Below are 22,116 nucleotides of genomic sequence, written 5' to 3'. Positions count from 1 at the left end.
CTTCGCCTGTTCGGGGTACTTTTCGGGCAATGACCTTGCCGCCCGACCTGCCCGACGACCTGCGCCGCGCCGCGATCAGCGAGTTCGCCGGCGAGCCGATCCGCTGGGCCGGCCAGCCCTCCGCCCGGACTGCCTTCTGGCGCTCGGCCGGGATCTGGCTCTTCGCTGTGCCCTGGACAGTCTTCGCCCTGTTCTGGGAATCGCTGGCGCTTGGCGGCTTCTTCGGCTTCGGCGGGACGAAGGGCCAGTCATGGTCCTGGTTCGGCGCCTTCTTCGTGCTGTTCGGCCTGCCCTTCGTCGCCGTCGGCCTCGGCATGATGGCCGCGCCTCTCTGGCTCGCGCGCCGGGCGCAGCGCAGCGTCTGGGTGATCACCACCCGCCGCATCGCCTGTCTGACGCTGGGTCGCCGCGGCGTCACCGTGCGCAGCATCTCGCCGCGCGACCTCTTCGCCGTCGAGCGGACCGAGAAGACCGACGGCTCGGGCACGCTGAAGCTGATCTTCGGCGAGGGCCGCGACTCCGATGGCGACAAGGTGGAGCGGTCCGAGACGCTGCAGGGCATTCCCGACGTGCGCTGGGTGGAAGGGCTCATCCGCAGGCTGATGGACGAGAAGGCCTGAGTGGTCAGTCCTTCATCAGCACCAGCCGGTGCAGCGACGCCTGCCGAAGGTCGAAGAACCGCCAGGATGAGGCGAAATAGACGAGGTACTTGTTGACGACCTGGACGCCGACGATGGCCTCGGCCTTGTGCCGATTCTCCACCAGCCGGTCGAACCAGGCCCGGAGGGTTGGCCGGTAGTCGTGCTCGGAATCGTGCGTGATGCGAAATCCCGCACGCTCGGCCTTGGCGCGGATGTCGCCGTGCAACGACAGGATCGAACCCGGAAAATAGGCCTGGGCGGCGATCATCGACGTCGGCACCGGGTCCGTTCCGTTGAGCGAGAAGAAGTGCTGGACCATCCATCCGCCGGGCTTCAGCGCCGCATGCAGGCGCTGGAAGAGCGGCAGGATGCTGTCGGGCCGCACGTGCTCCAGGGCGCCGATCGCATAGATCTTGTCGTAGGTCGCCGTTCCATAGTCGTGGGTGATCAGGTCGGCGAGCTCCACCGCAAAGCCCATCTGCGAGCCGATGTAGTCGAACTGGTCTCGCGACAGCGTCAGCCCCGACAGGTTGCTGCCGTCGCCGATCGCCGTAGCGATATGCTTGAGCATGGCGCCCCAGCCGCAGCCGAGTTCGATGATCCGCTCTCCCGGCTTCGGATCGAGCAGCGCCATGATGTAGTCGGCCTTCTGACGCTGGGCCTGCTCGATGGTGTCGGTCGGGGCATGGAAATCGGCACAGGTGTAGAACATGTAGTCGCGGTCGAGGAACAGCGCGTAGAAGTCGTTCGAGACATCGTAGTGATACTCGATCCCCTCGGCGTGGCTCTGGCTCAGGAACCTGTCCATGATCCTCCGGCGCATCGGCGCGGGTGGCCAGTGGTCGATGAAGGCCTGGCTGGGGATCGTTCTCTCGCAAGTCGCGAAGTGCCAGACGCTCTCCGGATCGACGCGGTTGGGGCTCGTGCCGAAATAGGTCGGCATCGCATAGGCAGCGCCGTTGAAAAACCCGTCATGGAGCGCACGGGCCCAGCGCGCAGCGAGCGAAGCGGGTCTGAGCCTCAGTTGGGGACGTTTCGGTTCAGGTGTCGACGATGACATGAGGCATCCCGGCCGGCTGGGTTCATGCGCGGCCGCGCGCGCTCTTCGTGGGCTTTACCATGGCCGTCAGCCAGTTGGCGATCTCGGTTCTGCGGCGGCCGGTGTCGAGCATCTCGACATCCAGCCCATGGCGCCAGGCGACGGGGGTGTTCGCCGGGTCGGCATCAAGTGCGTCGAGGTCGGAGCGCCAGCGTGCCAGGGCCTCCATGTCCTCGAAGAAGCCTTCCTCCACGAGCCGCGGGCCGATGGCGCCGCCGATCGCCGCGACTTCCGCCAGCGAGAACTCGGGGTGGTACTGCACCGCCCAGGCCACGGCCTCGCCGACGCGGATCTCCACGGCCTGCACCTCGCTCATGGCATTGGAGGCGAGGAGCGTGGTCCCCGGCGCCATGGTCTCTACTTCGTCGAGGTGGACGGCCGGTGCGTCATAGGCGACCGGGCGGCCCGCCAGCATCGGATGGCTGCGGCCGGCCTCGGTGGGCACGATCTTGCGGGCGAAGCCCATCTCGCGGCCCTTCGGATTGCGCCTGACCACCCCGCCGGCCGCCGTGGTCAGCACCTGCAGGCCCCAGCACGAGCCGAAGACCGGCGTGCCGGAGGCTAGGACCTCGCGCGCCAGGTCGACCTGGGCGCGGATCTCGGGCGTCATGTCGTAGAGGTTCAGGGAGGACCCGGTCAGCGCCACGCCGTCATAGCCGGCCAGCCCGCCGGCATCCGGCAGGTTGGCGCCGCGATCGGCCGGGAATGCGATGTCGACCACGGCCTCCGGCGCGAGTTCGCGCAGCACGTCGGCATAGGCCTGCGACGGGGTGGCGCCGCGGCTGCCGGCATGGCGGGCGCGGTCGGTGGCCGTATTGCCTTCGACGACGAGGAGACGGAGGGGCATGGAGAGCCTGCGGCGGCGGGGGTGACGTTCGTCCCTCAGATGGCACATCGCGGCGCCAAGGAAAATGGGGCGCGGCCATTGCCGGCCTGGTGCGAAGGCGCGACACTGTGCGGTGACCGCACAGGATCGTCGCACCCGTGGACCCGCCCGCCGCCCCCTTCCGCCAGATCGACCGCGACCACATGCTCGGCCTCGAGAAGGGCCTGGCCGTCATCGCCTGTTTCGATGGCGCCCATGCACGCCTGACCATCGCCGACGTGGCGCGGATGACCGGCCTGACGCGGGCCACCGCCCGCCGCTGCCTGATCACTCTCGTCCGCATCGGCTATGCCGACACTGACGGGCGCTTCTTCACCCTGACCCCGCGCGTCCTGAAGCTCGGCTATGCCTATCTCGCCTCGACCCCGCTCACCGCCGTGCTGCAGAACGCGCTGGAGCGGCTGAGCGAGACGATCGGCGAGAGCTCCTCCGCCTCCATCCTCGACGGCGGCGAGATCGTCTATGTCGCCCGCGCCGCCACCAAGCGCATCATGTCGGTCGGCCTCGCCGTCGGTGCGCGGCTGCCGGCCTACTGCACCTCCATGGGCCGTGTCCTCCTTGCGGCCCTGCCCGAGGCGGAGGCGCGGGCCCTCGTCGAGGCTTCCGACCGGCGGGCGCTGACCGCCCGCACCGTCACCGGCGTCGAGGCGATCATGGCGCGTCTCGCCCGCGCCCGCGCCGAGGGCCATGCCGTCATCGACCAGGAGCTGGAGGTTGGCCTCACCTCCATCGCTGTGCCGGTGACCGACAGGGCCGGCCGGGTTCTCGCCGCCATCAACATCGGCACCCAGGCGACGCGCTTTCCACCAGACGCCATGGTGCGCGACCTCCTGCCGAAGCTGACCGCCATGCAGGCGGATCTCGCGCGCATGCTGTGAGGCGAGGGCTGTCGCTCAAGCGGCCCTTTCATGGGCCCGGATGTGCCCGCCGCATTGCCCTGCGAGAATGGGGCGCCTCTTCACCTCCCCCCTGCGGGGAGAGGTCGACCGAAGGTCGGGTGAGGGGGTCTGATGTCTGGACTTCTCCCCCTCACCCGCCTCGCTGCGCTCGGCGACCTCTCCCTACCGGGGAGAGGTGAAGTCGTGCCGGTTCATATGGTGCAGGAGAAAGGTAGACGTCCGGTGATCGCGTCCGTCTTTCGCGGGTACTGGAGCCCCAAAGCCTGTGGGCTTTGCACCGCGGCGGTTGAATTCGCCGCTGTCACCTGCGAGCGTCGCCGCAGATGCTCGACGCCCCGCAGCCCCAGCCCGCTCCGACCCCGCCTGCCGAGCCGGACGGCCGTGTCACGCCGCTGATGGAACAGTATATCGAGATCAAGGCGGCGAACCCGGGTTCGCTCCTGTTCTACCGGATGGGCGATTTCTACGAGCTGTTCTTCGACGACGCGGTTGCCGCGTCGCGGGCGCTCGGCATCGCGCTGACCAAGCGCGGCAAGCATCTCGGCGAGGACATTCCCATGGCCGGCGTGCCGGTCCATGCCGCCGACGACTATCTCCAGCGCGTCATCCAGCTCGGCTTCAAGGTTGCGGTCTGCGAACAGGTCGAGGACCCGGCCGAAGCGAAGAAGCGCGGCGCGAAATCGGTGGTGAAGCGCGACGTGGTCCGCCTCGTCACGCCGGGCACGCTGACCGAGGATTCGCTGCTGGAGCCGCGGCGCAGCAACTACCTCCTGGCGGTGACACGCGCCCGTACCGCCTCGGTCGGCGCCGGCGAAGGCTACGGGCTCGCCTGGGTCGACATCTCCACCGGCGAGTTCCGCGTCGCCGAGACCGACGGCGGCCGTCTCGCCGCCGACATCGCGCGTGTCGATCCGCGCGAGATCGTCGTCTCCGACGCGCTCCACGCCGATCCGGCCCTCGCCGACTTCTGGCGCGGCTTCAAGGCGGTGTCGCCGACGCCGCGCGACCTCTTCGACGGGGCGAGCGCCGAGCGCCGGCTCGCTTCCTATTTCGGCGTCGGCACCCTCGACGGTTTCGGCGCCTTCTCCCGTCTCGAACTGTCGGCGGCGGCGGCGGTCGCGACCTATGTCGAGCGCACCCAGATCGCCACGCGCGCGCCGCTCTCGCCTCCGGTGCGCGAGCCGGCGGGCGCCGCCATGCTGATCGACGCGGCGACGCGCGCCAATCTCGAACTCGTCCGCACCCTCGGCGGCGAGCGGCAAGGCTCACTCCTCGCCGCCATCGACCGGACTGTCACCGCGGCCGGCGCCCGCCTTCTCGCCGCCCGCCTCGCGAGCCCCTTGACCGACCCTGCCGCGATCACCGGCCGCCTCGATGCGGTGGAAGCCCTCGTCGAGGCGTCGTCGTTGCGCACCGAGATCCGTTCCCGCCTGCAGAACGCGCCGGATATGGCCCGCGCCCTGACCCGCATCGCCATGGAGCGCGGCGGCCCGCGCGATCTCGCCGCCATCGGCCAGGGCCTCGTCGCCGCGGCGAGCCTCGCCGACCTCATTGCCGACACCCGTGCCGGAGAGCTTACCGCGGCGGCGGCAGGCCTCGCCCGTCCCGACGGTGCGCTCGCCGCGGAACTGGCCTGCGCCCTCGCCGACGACCTGCCGCTGCTCAGGCGCGACGGTGGCTTCGTGCGGCCGGGCTTCCGCGACAGCCTCGACGAGACGCGGGCCCTGCGCGACGAGAGCCGCCGCGTCATCGCCTCGCTGCAGATCCGCTATGCCGAGGAGACCGGCATCCGCGCCCTGAAGGTCAAGCACAACAACGTGCTCGGCTATTTCGTCGAGGTTGCGCAGCAGCACGGCGAGACCTTCCTCAGGGCGCCGCTCAACGAGACCTTCATCCACCGTCAGACCATGGCCGGAGCGATGCGCTTCTCCACCACCGAGCTCGGCCAGCTCGAGGCGAAGATCGCCGGCGCCGCCGACCGCGCGCTTGGCATCGAACTCGACGTCTTCGCCGGCCTCGCCCGCGCCGTGCTCGACAGGTCCGAGTCGATCCGCGCGGCGGCCGCGGCCATCGCCGTGCTCGACGTCGCCGCCTCCAACGCCAGCCTCGCAGCCGAAGAGGCCTATTGCCGACCGCTGGTCGACGCCTCGCTCGCCTTCGCGGTGAAGCAGGCGCGCCACCCCGTCGTCGAACAGGCGATCCGCGGCCGCGCGCCCTTCGTCGCCAACGACTGCGACCTGTCCGGCAGCGAGGCCAGGGGCGATGAGCCGCGCGGCCGCATCTGGCTCGTCACCGGCCCCAACATGGCGGGCAAGTCGACCTTCCTGAGGCAGAACGCCCTGGTCGCCGTGCTGGCGCAGGCGGGCGCCTTCGTGCCGGCGACCTCCGCCCATATCGGCATCGTCGACCGGCTGTTCTCGCGCGTCGGCGCGGCGGACGATCTCGCCCGCGGCCGTTCCACCTTCATGGTCGAGATGGTCGAGACGGCGGCGATCCTCAACCAGTCGGGGCCGCGCGCCCTCGTCATCCTCGACGAGATCGGTCGCGGCACGGCGACCTTCGACGGCCTCTCCATCGCCTGGGCGGCGGTGGAGCATCTGCACGAGACGAACCGCTGCCGGGCGCTGTTCGCCACCCATTTCCACGAGCTCACCGTGCTTTCGCATCGGCTCGAGCGGCTCTCCAACGCCACCATGCGGGTGAAGGAATGGCGCGGCGACGTGATCTTCCTGCACGAGGTCACGGAAGGGGCGGCCGACCGCTCCTATGGCATCCAGGTGGCCAAGCTCGCAGGGCTTCCCGCCGGTGTGGTCGAGCGGGCGCGCCAGGTGCTCGCCGAACTGGAGGCGACCGACCGTTCCGCGCCGAGGCGGCGCATGGTGGAAGACCTGCCGCTCTTCGCAGCGGCGCCGCGGCCTCTCGCCGCCCCGCCGCCCGACCCGGTGCTCGATCTCCTCGACGGCATGGACCCCGACGACATGACGCCGCGTGAGGCGCACGACGCGCTCTATGTCCTGAAGGCGCGGCGGATCAGGGCGCCCTGACCCGGTTGAACATCAGCAGCAGCGCTGACCAGGCGAGCGGAATGGCGAGGCCGAGCGCCATGCCGGTCCAGACCTCGCCGCGCAGCGCGAAGAGGTGCATCACCAGCAGGTAGCCGGTGAAGCCGAAGATCATCGTCATGCCGTTGATGAAGGCCGCGGCGACGGCCGGGCCGCCGAGGCGCCGGTGCATCAGCAGGATGAAGCTGGAAAAGCTCGCCGGGAACAGCGCCGCCAGGCCCGTCGCCGCTGGCCCGACGCGCTCCGAGACGAGGATGACGCCGACCACCACCGTGACGACGATCGCCGCGCGGAGCGGCACGTCGTACCAGCGCCGCCGCATGGCCGGCGGTCGCTCGCCGCGTCGCCAGGACCAGGTGACGGCAACCGCGGCGGCGAAGACGACGAGATTGAGCACCAGGGCGGAGAGGATCGTCCAGTCGAAGGCCCTGACCGCGAGAACGCCGGCGAGCCAGGCGGCGAGCATGCCGGCATAGGCCGCGGCAAGGCCGGCGCCGCGCCGGGCGAGGAAGGCATAGGCGAGCGCCGCCGGCACGATGGCGACATTGCCGGCGAGGCTCGACAAGGCCGCATCGGCGATGAAGGCCGCGTCATGGTCGAGCGCCAGCAGCACATAGGCCGGCCCCGTCGAGACCGGGAGCGCCAGCACCAGCGCGGCGATGAAGGGCCGCGAGCGCTCGGCGACGAGCGAAGCGGCGACGACGATGATCGCCGTCGTGGCAGCCTTCAGGATGAGGGAGAGGAGGAACACGGGATCAGCACGCGCCGGCCGGAGGGACCCGAGGCTCTAGCCGTTTCGCGCACCGCGAGGCAGCCGTCTCAGTGCAGGACGCGCCCGCCATTGGCGTGCATCTCGGCGACCAGCGCCGCGACGCCCTCGAGATGCGGGTTCACCGCCAGCGCCGCCTCGAAGGCGATCAGCGCCTCCATCTCGCGGCCATGGCGCAGGCATATCTGGGCGAAGCCGGAGAGCGCGCCGAAATGGCGCGGTTCGCGCCGCAGCGCCTCCATCACATCGCGGACCGCATAGACGTCGTCGCCTCGGATGAAGTTGAGCGTGGCGCGCTTGTTCCAGGCCTCGGACCATTCCGGCCGGGCATCGACCAGCGCATCGAGCACGAGCTGGGCGACGTCATAGTCCTTCACCGCGATGGCGTTGATCGCCTGTTCCATCGCCTCGTCGGCATAGTCGTCCTCGTGGTTGGTCCAGATCGCCCAGATCAGGTCCTGCAGCTCATAGGCGGGCAGGTGCGGCTTGAACCGCGCGAGGTCGCGAAACAGCGCGTCGAGACGCTTCGGCTGGCCCTTGGCCGGCTTCATGGCGTCGAGCTTCAGGACGAGCTGCAGACATTCGTCGAAGGCAATCCGGTCGGACACGCTGGCTCCGCTCTGGCATCGGTTGAGGGCGATGCGGCCCCCACAACTTTATCTCGGCCAGCGCCGCGGGCAAGCCGAGAGTGGCGTCAATGCTGGCGGCCAATTGCGGCGTTACGGTGCCCGCCGTCAGGGCGACAGGACCGCGCGCGCCCGGCGCAACCGATCGACGGCGGCGAGGAAGCCCGGTCCCGGGCAGACGGTCAGCGCGTCCGGCACGAGGATGCGCCGCTCTGCGGGATAGAGGCGGGCGAGGGCCGGGTGGGCGAGAAGGGCCGCGCCCTGGTCGCCGGCGCCCGTCGTCCCCGATCCGACGATCAGGACCTCCGGGCGTCGCGCCACCACCGTTTCCAGGCTGACGAAGCCGCCGAGACCGGCACCGGGTCCTGCATGGAGGAAGCCGGCTCGCCCGATCAGTTCGCCGAGAATCGATTGCGGACCGGAGGCGTAGCCGCGCCGTTCATAGGGCAGCGCCGAGGGTGCCCGACCTTCCTGCGGCGGGGGGATGTCCAGCTGCCGCGCCAGCGCTTCGCCGCGTCCGGGGTGACCGAGCAGCGCGGCCGTCTGGCGCACCAGTGCCCGCGCCTCGGCGAGGGAGGCGGGCAGGGCGAGCCTCTCGACCCGCACGCCGCGGGCTGCCAGCACCCGACCGGTGCCGAGCCGGTCGAGCGGGCCGAGAAACACGAGGTCCGGCGCCAGCGCCAGCGCCTCCTCGGCCGTCCCGCGCGTCTGCGGCAGGCCCTCTGCGGTCTCTGCCGCCGCCGACGCACCGGGGTCGCGGGCGAGCGCCGACAGGGCGGCGATCTGGCTGCGGTCGGCCAGCGCCAGCAGGAGCTGGTCGGCGCATAGATTGAGGGAGACGACGCGCTGCGGCATCGCGCCGGCCGGAGTCGCGGCGATGGCGAAACCGCCGGCGATGACGGCCGCGGCGATGGCGTGACGTCTCACGCCGCGTGGGTTTCCGGGGAACTCGCGAGAAGGGCGCGCAGCGTCGCCTCGTCACGGGCGTTGCGCAGCTTCTGGACATTGCCGGGATCGCGGGTGAGCCGGGCTATGCGCGACAGCGCCTTCAGGTGGTCCGCGCCGGCGCCTTCGGGGGCGAGGAGCGTGAACACCAGGTCGACCGGCTGGCCGTCGATCGCATCGAAGTCCACCGGGCGCTCGAGCCGCGCGAACAGGCCGAAGACCCGCTCCAGCTTGGGCAGTTTTCCGTGCGGAATGGCGATGCCGCTCCCCGCGCCGGTCGAGCCGAGATTCTCACGCGCAACCAGCGTGTCGAAAATGTCCTGGGCGGGGCGGCCCGTCAGGGTGGCCGCGCGCTCCGCGAGTTCCTGGAGCAGATGTTTCTTCGACGTCGCCCGGAGGGCGGGAATGATCGCGCCGTCGGCTATGATGTCTGGAAGCGGCATTGGCTGCCTTCTCGGCTGAGATGCGGACCGATTCGTCAGGCCCGCCATTAAACCCCATGCAATGACGGTGCCATGACGCGCTCAGGCAGAGCCGTTCGCCACGGCCGGCGGGTCGATCCAACCCACATGGCCATCCGCGCGCCTGTAAACCACATTCACGCGACCGTGAACAGCATGATGGAAGACCAGCGCGGCCGCACCCGTGACGTCGAGTTCCATGACCGCCTCGGCCACCGTCATCCGCCGCATCGACGAGGTCTGCTCGGCGATGATGACGGGTTCGAAGGCACCTTCCGATTCGTCCTCGTGCGTCTCCTTCGGCGCCTCGATGACGACATACGGCATGTCCATGGCGATCGGATGGGCTTGGTGGCCTGCCCGGTCCTTGAGCCGGCGCGCATAGCGCCGCAGCCGCTTCTCGATCCGCTCGACGCCCAGATCACAGGCGGCATAGGCATCCGCCGCGAAGGCCTCGGCCTGGAGGGACGTGCCGGTGGGAAGATGCAGCGCTGCGATGGTGCGGAAGCCGTGCGCTTCCTTTTCGACGGTCACATGGCCCGTCACCCGCCCGTCGAGATAGCGCTGCGCTGCTTCTCCGACCCGTCCCGCGATCCGCTCTCGCAGGGCCTCGCCGATGTCGAGATTCTTGCCGGAAATGCGCAGAGCCATGGGGCTCCTCCGATTGTCTGTTCGAACCGGCGCCACCGAAGGGAAGCACTCCGAAGCCGTCTTCTTATAGTCACAACGGGTAAGGTCTGCCTTGGGACAAGTCAATGCGACCGGCGGCCGGAGCCGTGCTGCGTCTGCGCCGCGCATCTGCAACGGCTTTTCAGCAAACCATTGAAATAACGCCAGACTTCTGATCGCGATGGCGCCGATGTCGCGCCGGCGGGACCGGTACGGCGCCGCCGTCAGCGATCGGGGACGAAGGGCGTGCCGAGGGCCGCCGGCGCCTGCGCGTCGCCGCGCCGCCGCACGCTGATGAGGACGAGCACCAGGATCGTCGCCAGATAGGGCAGCGCCGACATGGCCTGGCTGGGAATGCCCCAGCCGCGCGCCTGGGCATGGAGCTGCAGCACCGTGACACCGCCGAAGAGATAGGCGCCGATGACGGCGCGCAGCGGCAGCCAGCTGGCGAAGACGACGATCGCCAGCGCGATCCAGCCGCGCCCCGCCGTCATGCCCGGTGACCAGAAGGGCGTGTAGGCGAGCGAGAGATAGGCACCCGCGAGGCCGGCGCAGCCGCCGCCGAACAACACCGCGAGGAAGCGGATCTTCAGCACCGAATAGCCAAGCGCATGGGCCGCGCCGTGGCTCTCGCCCACCGCCCGGAGCACGAGGCCGGCCCGGGTCTTCCACAGGAACCACCAGACGCCGACAGCGAGGAGCACCGAGACATAGACGAGCGGGTCCTGCCCGAAGAGAATCTTGCCCACCACGGGCAGGTCGGACAGCCAGGGCAGGTCGATCTTGGCCAGGGCGTCGCGCCGGGCGCCGACGAACTCGCTCCCGATCAGCCCGGAGACGCCGAGGCCGAGGATGGTCAGCGCCAGGCCCGTCGCCACCTGGTTGGCCGCGAGGCCGAGCGCCAGGGCGGCGAAGATCGCGGCGAGGATCATGCCGGCGCCGATCCCCGCGAGGATGCCGATGACGGTCGAGCCGGTCAGGATCGCCGCGGCGAAACCGCTGGCCGCCCCGACGATCATCATGCCCTCGACGCCGAGATTGAGGACGCCGGATCGTTCGACGACCAGTTCGCCGAGTGCCGCGATCAGCAGCGGCGTCGCCGCGGTGATGATGGTCAGCAGGATCGCCTCGGTCATGCCCATCAGGCGGTCCTCAAGTTGGGAACCCGGCGCAGCCGGTAGAGGAGGAACGTGTCGCAGCCGAGCACGAAGAAGAGCAGGAGACCCTGGAAGACGCGCGTCACGTCGAGGGGAATGCGCATGGCGATCTGGGCGTTCTCGCCGCCGATGAAGGTGAGCGCCAGGAACAGGCCGGCGATCAGCGCGCCGATCGGGTTCAGCCGGCCGAGAAAGGCGACGATGATGGCGGTGAATCCGTAGCCGGGCGAGATCGACGGCTGGAGCTGGCCGAGCGGCCCGGCCACCTCGATGATGCCGGCAAGGCCGGCAAGCCCCCCCGAGACGGCGAAGACGAGCAGCGTCGTCCGGGCCGTGCCGAAGCCGGCGAAACGGGCGGCGCGCGGTGCCTCGCCGGCGAGGCGGATCTCGAAGCCCTTGAGGCTGCGCGCCATCAACAGCGCGGCGACGAGCGCCACGGCGACGGCGATGGCGAAGCCGATATGCAGGCGCCCGGCACCGAACAGGATGGGCATGGTCGCTTCCGGCTCGAAGCTCACCGATTGCGGGAAATTGAACCCCTGCGGATCGCGCCAGCGGCCGCGCACCAGATAGTCGAGCAGGAGCTCGGCGACATAGACGAGCATGAGGCTGGTCAGGATCTCGTTGACACCCAGCCGCGCCTTCAGGAGAGCCGGGATCAGCCCCCAGGCCATGCCGCCGAGAACCCCGAGGACGAGCATGGCCGGCAGGACCCAGGGCCCGTTCGCCGTTCCGTGGGTGGCGAGCGCCAGCCAGGAACCGAAGACCGCGCCCATGACCAGCTGGCCCTCGGCGCCGATGTTCCAGGTGTTGGAGCGGTAGCAGAGGGTCAAGCCGACGGCGATGAGGATCAGCGGCGTCGCCTTCACGGCGAGTTCCTGCAGCGCCCAGCCGTCACCCAGCGGGTCGATGAAGAAGACCTTCAGGGCGGCGAGCGGGTCCTTGCCGAGCAGGGCGAAGAGCATCGCCCCGGCGATCATGGTGAGGGTCACGGCGGCCAGCGGCGAGGCGAGCGAGAGCCAGGCGGGACGGTCGTCGCGGCGTTCGAGGATCACGCGCATGCGAGCAGCCTTCTCGAGGCGGACGCGGTTTCGAGGGCCCCACCCGCACCCTCCCCTCCCCGCGAAGCGGGGAGGGTGCGGGTGGGGCATGTCGCCGCGAAGAGGGTCTGGCAGGTTGGCCCGGTCATGCCGCCACCCCGTGAATCCCGCCCATCATCAGGCCCACGGCCTCGCGGTCGAGGGACGGCGTCGGACGCGGTTCGGACAGGCGGCCCTCCGAGATCACCGCCAGCCGGTCGGCGATGGCGAAGAGTTCGTCGAGGTCCTGGCTGATGACGAGGACCGCCGCGCCGCGGGCCGCGAGGTCCAGCAGTGCCTGGCGGATGGTGGCCGCCGCCGCCGCATCGACACCCCAGGTGGGCTGCGCGACGACGAGCAGCGCGGGCTCGCGCAGGATTTCGCGGCCGACGACGAATTTCTGCAGGTTGCCGCCGGACAGCGCCCGCGCCTCGGGGTTCGGCCCGCTCATCCTGACGTCGAAGGCGCTGACCACCCGTTGGAACCAGGCGGTCACCGCCCCGCGGTCGATCAGGCCGCGCCGGACGAATCCATTGGTGGCATGGCCGGAAAGGAGCGCATTGTCGGCAAGCGTGAAGCCAGGCGCGGCGGCGTGGCCGAGCCGCTCCTCCGGCACATATGCGGCGCCCAGCCGGCGGCGGGCATTGATGCCGAGCGCCCCGGTCGGCCGGCCGTCGAGACTGATGGTACCGGGGTCGCCGGTCACCTCGCCCGACAGGGCGGCGAAGAACTCGTCCTGGCCGTTGCCGGCGATCCCGGCGATCCCGACGATCTCGCCGGCGCGCACCGAAAGCGTAACGTCCTTCAGCGCCGTGCCGTGGGTGTCGGACGCCGGCAGCGACAGGCCTTTCACCACCAGCCGGTCGGCGCCGGTCGCATGGGCCGTAGCGCGCGCCTCCTTCACCTCGGTGCCCACCATCAGGCGGGCGAGGCTCGCCGCCGTCTCGGCGCGTGGATCGGCGGTCGCCACCACCTTGCCGAGGCGCAGCACGGTGGCGCGGTCGCAGAGCCGGCGAACCTCGTCGAGCTTGTGCGAGATGTAGAGGATGCTGCGGCCCTCGGCCTTCAGGGCCTCCAGCGTGACGAAGAGCTGATCGGCTTCCTGCGGCGTCAGGACCGAGGTCGGCTCGTCGAGGATCAGGAGCTTCGGGTTCTGCAGCAGGGCCCGGACGATCTCGATGCGCTGGCGCTCGCCCACCGACAGGCGCCAGACCTCGCGCCGGGGCTCCAGCGGCAGGCCATAGGCGCGGGAGAGCCGCGCAACCTCCGTCTCGATCGTCGCGATGGGGGTCGAAGCCGGCAGCGACAGGGCGACGTTCTCCGCCACGGTCAACGCCTCGAACAGCGAGAAATGCTGGAAGACCATGCCGACGCCGAGCCGCCGCGCCGCCGCCGGGCTGGCGATGGTCACAGGCCGGCCTTCCCAGGTGAGGGTGCCTTCTGAGGGTTGCAGGAGGCCGTAGAGGATCTTCACCAGCGTCGACTTGCCAGCGCCGTTCTCGCCCAGCAGGGCGTGAATCTCGGCAGGGGCCACCACGAGGTCGACATGGTCGTTGGCGAGAAGCGCGCCGAAGCGCCTGACGATCCCCGATGCCTCCAGCAGCGCCGCCATCAATAGGCGACCTTGTCGGGCTTGGCGGCCCATTCGCTGAAGACGCCGCGCGCCGCGGCGGAGGGGCGGTGCTCCATCCGCGCCATGGCGATCGCCGGTGCGCGTGTCACCTCCGCATAGAAGGGGGCGTCGTCGAAGCCGATGGCTGCGGCATCCTCGCGCGTATTGCCGTAGACGATGCGATCGACCCGCGCCCAGAGCGCCGCGGTCAGGCACATCGGGCAGGGCTCGCAACTCGAATAGAGGGTCGCGCCCCTGAGGTCGAAGCGGCCGCGCGCCGTACAGGCGCGGCGGATGGCGACGACCTCGGCATGGGCGGTGGGATCGTTGGTGGATGTGACCTCGTTCCAGCCCTCGGCCACCACCTGGCCGTCCATCACCACCACGGCGCCGAAGGGCCCGCCATGGCCGGCCTGCATATGCTCGCGCGACAGGGCGACAGTGCGGTCCATGAACAGGGCGTCGAGATCGGGGCTCATCGGCCGATCTCACGCGGGGCGTGGCGGGAAGTCAATTCGGATCGGTAGCGGGGTGAGACGTGCGCGCCTGAAAGGTGAGCTTCGAACGCCGCATCTCGGACGCTGCCGGTGGACCGGTTTCCTAGAGCACCCCGCCCTTCCGCATCGCCGCGATCTCGTCCTTCGAATAGCCCGCAGCCGTCAGCACGGCGTCCGTATGCTCGCCCAACTTTGCCCCGGTCCAGCGGATGGCGCCGGGCGTGCGGGTCAGTTTCGGCACGATGCCCTGCATCAGCATGCGGCCGAGACCGGGCGCGTCGACCTCGACGATCATGTCGCGGGCGCGGAAATGCGGATCCGCCGCCACCTCCGCGGCGTCGTTGACGCCGCCGGCCGGCACCGAGGCGCCGTCGAGCAACTGCAGCAATGTGTCGCGCGGTTTGGTGCGCGTCCAGTCGCCGATGATCCGGTCGATCTCGGCCTGGTTGCCCGGCTGACCGCGCGCGGAATGGGTGGCGAAGCGCGGGTCCTCCATGAGGAAGTCCATGCCCATGACGGCGAAGAGCCGCCGGCAGATCGTGTCGGCATTGGCGCCGATGACGATGTGGTGGCCGTCCAGCGTCGGGTAGATGTTGGAGGGCGCAAAGCCCGGCGAGGTCAGCCCGGTGCGCCCGCGCACGTGGCCGGTGACCGAATACTCCGCCACGACCCCTTCGATCGACGCGAGGATGGCATCCGTCAGGCCGACGTCGATCACCTGTCCCTTGCCGTCGCGGGCGCGCTGGTGCAGCGCTGCGAGCACGCCGAAGGCGGTGTAGATGCCGGCGAGCGTGTCGCCGATCGACAGGCCGGTGCGGGTCGGCAGCCGGTCCGGATAGCCGTTGATGGTGCGCATGCCGCCCATCGCCTCGGCGACGGCGGCAAATCCCGCCTTCTCGGCATAGGGGCCGTACTGGCCGTAGCCCGAGACGCGGGCGATGATCAGCTTCGGATTGAGCGCGTGCAGGGCCTCCACCGTCAGGCCCCATTTCTCCAGCGTCCCCGGCCGGAAGTTCTCCAGCAGAACGTCGGCGTCGGTCAGGAGCCGTCGCAGGATGTCCTGCCCCCCGGTCTTGCGCAGGTCGATGGTGACGCTCTTCTTGTTGCGGCCGATGACCGGCCACCAGACCGAGGCCCCGTCCTTCTTGGCGAAGCCCCATTGCCGCATCGGGTCGCCCTTGCCGGGATCCTCGAACTTGACGAGATCGGCGCCCATGTCGGCGAGGAGCTGGCCGCAGTAGGGCCCGGCGATGAAGGAGCCGAGCTCGACCACCCTGATGTCGGACAGCGGGCCGGTCGCGGGCGTCTCGGTCGATGCGGTCATGGTCGGGTCTCTCGCGGCGATGCCGAGACCTAGCTGTGGCGAGCCCCGCGGGCAACACGGGAACGACAGGGCACCCGTGCCGTCAATGCGTCGTCCCGCGCGCCGTCTCCAGACGCCGCGACCAGCGCGACAGGCCGAAGCAGATGAACCAGTAGACCGTGCCGGCGAAGGCATAGGCCTCCATGTTCATGCCGACCCAGGCGGGGTCGGCGAGCGAGGCCTGAGCGATGCCGAGAAGGTCGAAGATCGAGACGATGGAGACGAGGGAGGTGTTCTTCACCAGGGCGATGAACTCGTTCGTCATGGCCGGCATGGAGATGCGCAGGGCCTGTGGCAGCACGACGAGGCCGGTGGTCTGCCAGTAGCCGAGACCCTGGGCGCTGGCCGCCTCCGCCTGGCCCTTGGGGATGGCCTGCAGCCCGCCGCGCACCGCTTCTGCCATATAGGCGGCGATGACGAAGGCGAGGCCGACGAGGGCCCGCACCAGGCGGTCGATGTCCCAGCCTGCCGGCATGACGAGCGGCAGGAGGAGCGAGGCGAGAAAGATCACGGTGATGATCGGCACGCCGCGCCAGAACTCGATGAAGATGGTCGAGACCAGCCGGATCACCGGTAGCTCCGACTGCCGCCCGAGGGCGAGCAGGATGCCGAGCGGTACGGCAAGCGCACCCGCATAGACCGACAGGAAGACGGTGAGCATCAGCCCGCCCCACTGGCGCGTCTCGACCCGCGTCAGGCCTGCGCCGCCGGCAAGCAGCCAGGCGGCGGCGACGAGGAAGCCGGCCCAGACCAGCGGCACCGCCAGCGCCCGGCGCGGCAGGCCGGGCCAGAAGGACAGGACCGTGGTGGCGATCATCAGGATCGCTGCGAGATTGACCCGCCAGCGTTCGGCGGGCGGATAGAAGCCGTACATGAACTGCCCGAACCTGGCCTTGACGAAGACCCAGCAGGCGCCGCTGCCGGTGCATTCGGCGCGGGTCGTGCCGGCAAAATGGGCGTCGATCAGCGCCCAGCGCAGGATGGGCACCGCGATGGCGGCGATGGCCGCGATGCAGAGGAGCGACACGACGGCGTTCAGCGGCGTCGCGAAATAGTCCGCCTTCATCCGGCGGAGGAGCGAGGCGCGGACCGGCCTGGTGCCGAGGGTGCTGGCGGCCGTCATCGCGTCACCAGCCTGGTGCGGGCATTGTACCAGTTCATGAAGCCGGACACCGCCAGGCCCAGGGCGAGATAGATGGCGAGCGTGATGGCGATGATCTCGATGGCCTGGCCGGTATTGGTCAGGGCCGAGCCGACGAAGACGCTGACCAGTTCGGGAAAGGCGATGGCGGCGCCGAAGGACGAGTTCTTCAGGACGTTGAGATACTGGCTGGTCAGCGGCGGGATCATCACCCGCATCGCTTGGGGAACGACGATGAGGCTGAGCGCCCGGTTGGGTCTCAGCCCCAGCGCATAGGCCGCCTCCCACTGCCCCTTGACGACGGACTGGATGCCGCCGCGCACGATCTCGGCGATGAAGCCGGCTGTGTACGTGGCCAGCGCCGCGAACAGCGCCACGAATTCCGGCACCAGAACGAAGCCGCCGCGATAGTTGAAACCGCGCAGCGCCGGCACGTCCCAGCTGCTCAGCGCCGCAGCGATGCCGAAAGCGAGCGCCGGCAGGGCGAGGAACAGGGCGAGGCCGCTCGCCCAAACGGGGAAGATCAGCCCTGTCGCGTCGCGCCGCCGCTTCGCCCAGACGGCGATGGCGGCCTGCGCGATGAAACCCGCCAGCACGACGAGGGCGGCGATGCGGAAGGCGGTGCCGTCGGTCGGCACCGGAATGGTCAGGCCCCGGTTGTTGAGGAAGGCGACCGCGAAGAAGCCGATGGACTGGCGCGGGCCCGGCAGCGCGGCAATCACCCCGAAATACCAGAACAGCACGAAGAAAAGCAGCGGGATGTTGCGGACGAACTCGATATAGGCGCCGGCGAGGCCCGCCAGCAGCTTGTTGGGGGACAGCCGCGCGATGCCGATGACGAAGCCGAGCAGCGTGGCGGCGATCGCCGCCACGAAGGTGATGACCAGGGTGTTGGCGACGCCGACCCACAGAAGCGCGAGGATGTTGGCATCGGGCGTGTAGTTGGTCAGCACGAAGGACACGTCGATGCCCGACGTGCGCCACAGGAAGTCGAAGCCGGAGGCCATGCCGGCATTGACCATGTTCTGCGAGGCGTTGCGCACGATCAGGATGATCGTGCCGGCGAGGCCGACCAGGAGGGCGGCCTGCCAGAAGATCTCGCGCATGCGCTTGTCGTAGAAATAGCGGGTCACGTCACCGGCCGGGGTCTTGGACGGAAGAAGGCCTCCCGCCGGGTGGCGGGAGGCCGATCGAAGGACGGCTCAGGCTGTGCCGTTCACTGGAACGGCGAGGTGAACAGGATGCCGCCGCGGGTCCACAGGTTGTTCTGGCCGCGCTCGAGACCGAGCGGCGAGCCTTTGCCGACGGTACGCTCGAAGCTCTCGGCATAGTTGCCGACCTGCTTGATGGCGTTGAACATCCATTCATTCGGCAGGCCCAGCATGGCGCCGAAATTGCCGTCGGCGCCGAGCAGGCGGCGGATCTCGGCATTACGCGAATTGGCACGCATGTCGTCGACATTCTTGCTCGTGACGCCGAGGTTTTCGGCGGCGATCATGCCGTTGAGCACCCAGCGCACCACCGCCTGCCAGCGCTCGTCGCCCCAGCGGGTGACCGGACCCTGCGGGTCGTTCGAGATGGTCTCGGTCATGATGAAATGGTCGCCCGGGGTCTTCAGCTTGATGCGCTGGCCGGCCAGCGCCCCGATGCCGGCGGTGTAGCTGTCGCAGCGGCCGGCATCGTAGGCGGCGATGGCGTCGTCGTTCTTCTGGAAGTTGATGATCGACACCTTGAGGTTGCGCTCGCGGAAATAATCCGCGGCCATGCGCTCCTCGGTCGAGCCGGCGGCGACGCAGATCGAGGCGTTCTCGAGGTCCGTCGGCTTCTTGGCGCCCGAGGCGGTGCGCACGATGAAGGTCTGGCCCTCGTAGAAGTTGATGCCCTGGAAGTTCACGCCGAGCGAGGCGTTGCGCGAGAAGGTGATGGTGGTGTTGCGCGACAGCAGGTCGACCTGGCCCGACTGCAGGACCGGCCAGCGCTGCTGCACCGAGGTCGGGGTGTAGCGGACCTTGTTGGCGTCGCCGAGTACGGCGGCGGCCACGGCGCGGCAGAAGTCGACGTCGAGGCCGGTCCACTCGCCCCTGTCGTTGGCGAAGGAGAAGCCGGGCAGGCCGAGGTGGACGCCGCATTCCAGATGGCCGCGGGCGCGGATCGCATCCAGCGTCGGCGAGGGCGCGAGCTGCTGGGCGGTGGCGGCCCCGGCGCCGAGCGCGAGGATGGCGGCGCCGAGCGCGCCGCGGGCGAGAAGGGTCATGGAACTGGCTCCCGGTAGGCTCCGGCGGGATGGTCCGGCCGGAGAAAATCCTGCGCCACACTCGGAAGGCGGGCGGAAAGAGTCAACCGTCCAATGCGCTGTCGCGCCAGAGGTTTTCCATCAGCCCCGCACGAAGCCGACGATGTCCTTCACCGAATCCATCACCGGGCGGGCGATGGCCCGGGCGCGGCTTGCGCCCGTCGCCAGGATGCGGTCGATCTCGGCAGGGTCGGCGACGAGGCGCTTCATCTCCGAGGTGATGGGCGAGAGCTTGGCGACCGACAGGTCAGCCAGTGCCGTCTTGAAGCCCGAGAACTGCCCGCCGCCGAATTCGGCGAGGACATCGGCCTTGGTCCGTCCGGAGAGGGCGGCGAAGATGCCGACGAGATTGTCGGCCTCGGCACGGCCCTTCAGGCCCGCTTCCTCGGAGGGCAGGGCTTCCGGATCGGTCCGCGCCTTGCGGATCTTCTGGGCGATGGTGTCGGCATCGTCGGTCAGGGCGATGCGGGAATAGTCCGAGGGGTCCGACTTCGACATCTTCTTGGTGCCGTCGCGCAGGCTCATGACGCGCGTCGCCGGCCCCATGATCACCGGCTCGGTGACGGGGAAGAAGGCATCGCCGAGGCCGAGTTCGGCGATCCGCTCGGCATAGTCGTTGTTGAACTTGATGGCGATGTCGCGTGTCAGTTCCAGGTGCTGCTTCTGGTCCTCGCCCACCGGCACGTGGGTCGCCCGATAGGCGAGGATGTCGGCGGCCATCAGGCTCGGATAGGCGAAGAGGCCGAGCGAGGCGTTTTCCTTGTCCTTGCCGGCCTTGTCCTTGAACTGCGTCATCCGGCTCATCCAGCCGATGCGCGCGATACAGTTGAACACCCAGGCGAGCTCGGCATGCTCGTGGACCTGACTCTGGTTGAACAGGATCGAGCGCTTCGGGTCGATGCCGGCGGCGATATAGGCGGCGGTGACCTCGCGGATCGCCTTCTGCAGCGCCTTCGGATCCTGCCAGACGGTGATCGCGTGCATGTCGACGACGCAATAGATGCAGTCATGCGTCTCCTGCATCGCCACCCAGTTGACCAGGGCGCCGAGATAATTGCCGAGATGCAGGTCGCCGGTAGGCTGCATGCCCGAGAAGACGAGCGGCTTGAAGGTCGCCATGGTGGTGGAATCCCAAAGCAGGGGCGGCCATCTGCCGCCCCGAAGGCCGGCTTCCTCGCATGGGCCGCGAGGTGATTCAAGCGGTTGCCAGGTTCACTCCGCCAGCACGCGGGTCGGCGGGAAGACCACCTCCACCAGCGTGCCCTGGTTCGGCGTCGAGGAGATGCCGAAGCTCGCCCGGTTCGCCTCGACCAGCGCCTTGGTCAGCGGCAGGCCGAGGCCGGTGCCCTTGGCCGCCCTGGGATTGGAGGTCGCGACCTGGCGGAAAGGCTCCATAGCGGCCTTGAGTTCGTTCTCGGTCATGCCGACGCCGGTGTCGCGCACGCGCAGCACCGCCTCGCCCGCATCCGACAGGCCGGTGGAGACGATGATCTGCCCGCCCGCAGGTGTGAACTTCACCGAGTTCGACAGGAGGTTCAGCACGATCTGCCGCAGCGAGCGGGAATCGGCCACCACGTTCGGCAGGCGCGGCTGCAGCGAGGAGCGGATGATGACGCGCTCGCGGTTGGCCTGCGGCTGCATGATCGCCACCGTCGACTGCACCATGTCGTTGAGGTCGACGCTGGTGAAGGAGAGTTCCAGCTTGCCGGCTTCGATCTTGGAAAGGTCCAGGAGATCGTTGATGAGCGAGAGGACATGTCCGCCCGACGCGTGGATGTCCTTCAGATAGTCGCGGTAGCGCTCGTTGCCGACCGCCCCGAAACGCTCCTCCATCATCACCTCGGAGAAGCCGATGATGGCGTTCAGCGGTGTCCGGATCTCGTGGCTGATCTTGGCGAGGAAGTCCGACTTCTGTGACGAGGCCTGCTCCGCCTGGCGCTTGGCGGCGATGAGGTCCTCCTCCGCCTTCTTCCAGTGCGTCATGTCGCGGAACACGGCGGCGAGCTTCGGCCTGGCCGCCGGCCCGGTCCGGCCCATCGTCATGTAGAGCGGAATGAGGCCGCCCTGCTTGACCCGCCCGATGATCTGCCGGCCGTCGTTGAGCACGCTCGCAACGCCGTTGGACAGGAGCCCGTCGCAATAGTCGAGCGCCGACCGGTGACTCTCGGGGGCGAAGAGCGTCGTCACCGACGTCCCCTTCACCTCGGCCGATTCATAACCGAACAGCGCCTCCGCCGAGCGGTTCATGCTCTCGATCGCCCCGTCGGCGGTGACGATGACGATGCCGTCGGTGGCCGTGTCGAGGATCTGCTCGACCTCTTCGAGGCGGCCGCGCAACTCGCTCAGCGTCGTCGATTCATGGTCGCCGGCGACGTCTCCCGCTGGCATACGCGTCAGCGTGAAGAGGAACGCCGACTGCCCGGCCCAGGTGACGCGCGACAGATGCGCCTCGACGGGGAGCGCGGTGCCCGCCATCGTGGTCAGCGTCACCGCCTCGCTGCCGTCGTCCGGCCCGCCGGCGAAAAGGCGCGAAACGCCGCCCGCCTCCTCCAGCGCCGTCGAATCGGGGAAGCCGATCCAGTCCAGCAGGGTGCGGTTGGCGAAGAGCACCGCATTGCCGCGGTGGATGATGAGGCCGGTCGGCACCTTGTCGAGAAGCGCGGCGAGATCGGCGCCCTGGTCGGGCCCGGCCATCGCCGGATCGGCGCCGAAGGCGCTCGGCAGCGGCCCGAAGGGCGTGCCCGAATCGACGAAGGCGCGGGCCGGCGCGTCTCCCGCCGTGTCGGGGGATCGCGTCTCCGGCAGGCCGTCCCCACTATCGAGCGGATCCGTGGCGACCGGAGCCACCAGCGGCGCGGCGGGCGCCGCCTGCTCGGCGGGCGGCGGCAGGGGATCGGGCGGGCGCGGGCCGCCCTGG

The 22,116-nt window shown here is 69.5% G+C and carries 20 protein-coding genes; 3 read left to right on the top strand and 17 right to left on the bottom strand.

What is annotated here, in order from left to right; translation table 11 throughout:
- Positions 1 to 29 precede the first annotated feature (29 nt).
- Positions 30 to 620 (top strand): hypothetical protein, encoded by a 591-nt coding sequence (locus Q8O26_RS10610; RefSeq protein WP_305575486.1) that lies wholly within the window; start codon positions 30 to 32, stop codon positions 618 to 620.
- Positions 621 to 624: 4 nt separating this feature from the next.
- On the opposite strand, the gene Q8O26_RS10605 is transcribed toward Q8O26_RS10610, so the two are convergent.
- Both Q8O26_RS10605 and Q8O26_RS10600 read right to left on the bottom strand, forming a co-directional pair.
- On the bottom strand, positions 625 to 1,701 hold the full coding sequence (locus Q8O26_RS10605; RefSeq protein WP_305575485.1) for a class I SAM-dependent methyltransferase: 1,077 nt from the start codon (positions 1,699 to 1,701) through the stop codon (positions 625 to 627).
- Between the two features lie 22 nt (positions 1,702 to 1,723).
- Entirely contained in the window at positions 1,724 to 2,587 is an 864-nt protein-coding gene (locus Q8O26_RS10600; protein ID WP_305575484.1) for a type 1 glutamine amidotransferase, read from the bottom strand.
- A gap of 182 nt (positions 2,588 to 2,769) precedes the next feature.
- On the opposite strand from Q8O26_RS10600, the gene Q8O26_RS10595 reads away from it, so the two are divergent.
- Together Q8O26_RS10595 and mutS are read left to right on the top strand one after the other, a co-directional pair.
- Positions 2,770 to 3,504, top strand: a complete 735-nt coding sequence (locus Q8O26_RS10595; RefSeq protein WP_371134524.1) for an IclR family transcriptional regulator C-terminal domain-containing protein — start codon at positions 2,770 to 2,772, stop codon at positions 3,502 to 3,504.
- A 344-nt stretch (positions 3,505 to 3,848) separates the two neighbouring features.
- Positions 3,849 to 6,569 (top strand): DNA mismatch repair protein MutS, encoded by a 2,721-nt coding sequence (gene mutS / locus Q8O26_RS10590; RefSeq protein WP_305575482.1) that lies wholly within the window; start codon positions 3,849 to 3,851, stop codon positions 6,567 to 6,569.
- On the opposite strand, the gene Q8O26_RS10585 is transcribed toward mutS, so the two are convergent.
- The 15 genes from Q8O26_RS10585 to Q8O26_RS10515 form a co-directional block, all read right to left on the bottom strand.
- On the bottom strand, positions 6,556 to 7,338 hold the full coding sequence (locus Q8O26_RS10585; protein ID WP_305575481.1) for a hypothetical protein: 783 nt from the start codon (positions 7,336 to 7,338) through the stop codon (positions 6,556 to 6,558). The two genes, mutS and Q8O26_RS10585, sit on opposite strands and share 14 nt — an antisense overlap.
- 68 nt (positions 7,339 to 7,406) lie before the next feature.
- Positions 7,407 to 7,964: a hypothetical protein gene (locus tag Q8O26_RS10580; RefSeq protein ID WP_305575480.1), complete on the bottom strand. Its 558-nt coding sequence runs from the start codon at positions 7,962 to 7,964 to the stop codon at positions 7,407 to 7,409.
- Between the two features lie 126 nt (positions 7,965 to 8,090).
- Complete coding sequence (locus Q8O26_RS10575; RefSeq protein WP_305575479.1) at positions 8,091 to 8,909, bottom strand: ABC transporter substrate-binding protein; 819 nt, start codon at positions 8,907 to 8,909, stop codon at positions 8,091 to 8,093.
- A complete protein-coding gene (gene ptsN / locus Q8O26_RS10570; RefSeq protein ID WP_305575478.1) occupies positions 8,906 to 9,370 on the bottom strand; it encodes a PTS IIA-like nitrogen regulatory protein PtsN in 465 nt (154 codons plus the stop codon). Before ptsN ends, Q8O26_RS10575 begins: the two co-directional genes overlap by 4 nt.
- Before the next feature lie 81 nt (positions 9,371 to 9,451).
- On the bottom strand, positions 9,452 to 10,186 hold the full coding sequence (gene hpf, locus Q8O26_RS10565) for a ribosome hibernation-promoting factor, HPF/YfiA family (protein ID WP_371134523.1): 735 nt from the start codon (positions 10,184 to 10,186) through the stop codon (positions 9,452 to 9,454).
- Between the two features lie 95 nt (positions 10,187 to 10,281).
- A complete protein-coding gene (locus Q8O26_RS10560; RefSeq protein WP_305575477.1) occupies positions 10,282 to 11,199 on the bottom strand; it encodes an ABC transporter permease in 918 nt (305 codons plus the stop codon).
- Complete coding sequence (locus Q8O26_RS10555) at positions 11,199 to 12,275, bottom strand: ABC transporter permease (protein WP_305575476.1); 1,077 nt, start codon at positions 12,273 to 12,275, stop codon at positions 11,199 to 11,201. The genes Q8O26_RS10560 and Q8O26_RS10555 overlap by 1 nt, the downstream gene beginning before the upstream one ends.
- A gap of 124 nt (positions 12,276 to 12,399) precedes the next feature.
- Complete coding sequence (locus Q8O26_RS10550) at positions 12,400 to 13,905, bottom strand: ABC transporter ATP-binding protein (protein ID WP_305575475.1); 1,506 nt, start codon at positions 13,903 to 13,905, stop codon at positions 12,400 to 12,402.
- Positions 13,905 to 14,384: a nucleoside deaminase gene (locus Q8O26_RS10545; RefSeq protein WP_305575474.1), complete on the bottom strand. Its 480-nt coding sequence runs from the start codon at positions 14,382 to 14,384 to the stop codon at positions 13,905 to 13,907. The genes Q8O26_RS10550 and Q8O26_RS10545 overlap by 1 nt, the downstream gene beginning before the upstream one ends.
- A gap of 121 nt (positions 14,385 to 14,505) precedes the next feature.
- Positions 14,506 to 15,726 carry a CaiB/BaiF CoA-transferase family protein gene (locus tag Q8O26_RS10540; protein WP_305575473.1) on the bottom strand — a complete coding sequence of 407 codons (1,221 nt, stop codon included), beginning with the start codon at positions 15,724 to 15,726 and terminating at the stop codon, positions 14,506 to 14,508.
- 82 nt (positions 15,727 to 15,808) lie between these two features.
- Complete coding sequence (locus tag Q8O26_RS10535) at positions 15,809 to 16,888, bottom strand: amino acid ABC transporter permease (RefSeq protein WP_305575472.1); 1,080 nt, start codon at positions 16,886 to 16,888, stop codon at positions 15,809 to 15,811.
- Positions 16,885 to 18,039, bottom strand: a complete 1,155-nt coding sequence (locus Q8O26_RS10530) for an amino acid ABC transporter permease (RefSeq protein ID WP_305575471.1) — start codon at positions 18,037 to 18,039, stop codon at positions 16,885 to 16,887. Before Q8O26_RS10530 ends, Q8O26_RS10535 begins: the two co-directional genes overlap by 4 nt.
- An 83-nt stretch (positions 18,040 to 18,122) precedes the next feature.
- Positions 18,123 to 19,160: an amino acid ABC transporter substrate-binding protein gene (locus Q8O26_RS10525; protein WP_305575470.1), complete on the bottom strand. Its 1,038-nt coding sequence runs from the start codon at positions 19,158 to 19,160 to the stop codon at positions 18,123 to 18,125.
- A gap of 120 nt (positions 19,161 to 19,280) precedes the next feature.
- Positions 19,281 to 20,318, bottom strand: a complete 1,038-nt coding sequence (gene trpS / locus Q8O26_RS10520) for a tryptophan--tRNA ligase (protein WP_305575469.1) — start codon at positions 20,316 to 20,318, stop codon at positions 19,281 to 19,283.
- A gap of 93 nt (positions 20,319 to 20,411) precedes the next feature.
- A partial coding sequence (locus tag Q8O26_RS10515; RefSeq protein WP_305575468.1) for an ATP-binding protein occupies positions 20,412 to 22,116 on the bottom strand: 1,705 nt, incomplete at its 5' end.

Origin of the sequence: Phreatobacter sp., assembly GCF_030691135.1 — a bacterium.
GTDB lineage: Bacteria > Pseudomonadota > Alphaproteobacteria > Rhizobiales > Phreatobacteraceae > Phreatobacter.
This window is presented reverse-complemented; position numbering and strand designations above follow the sequence as displayed.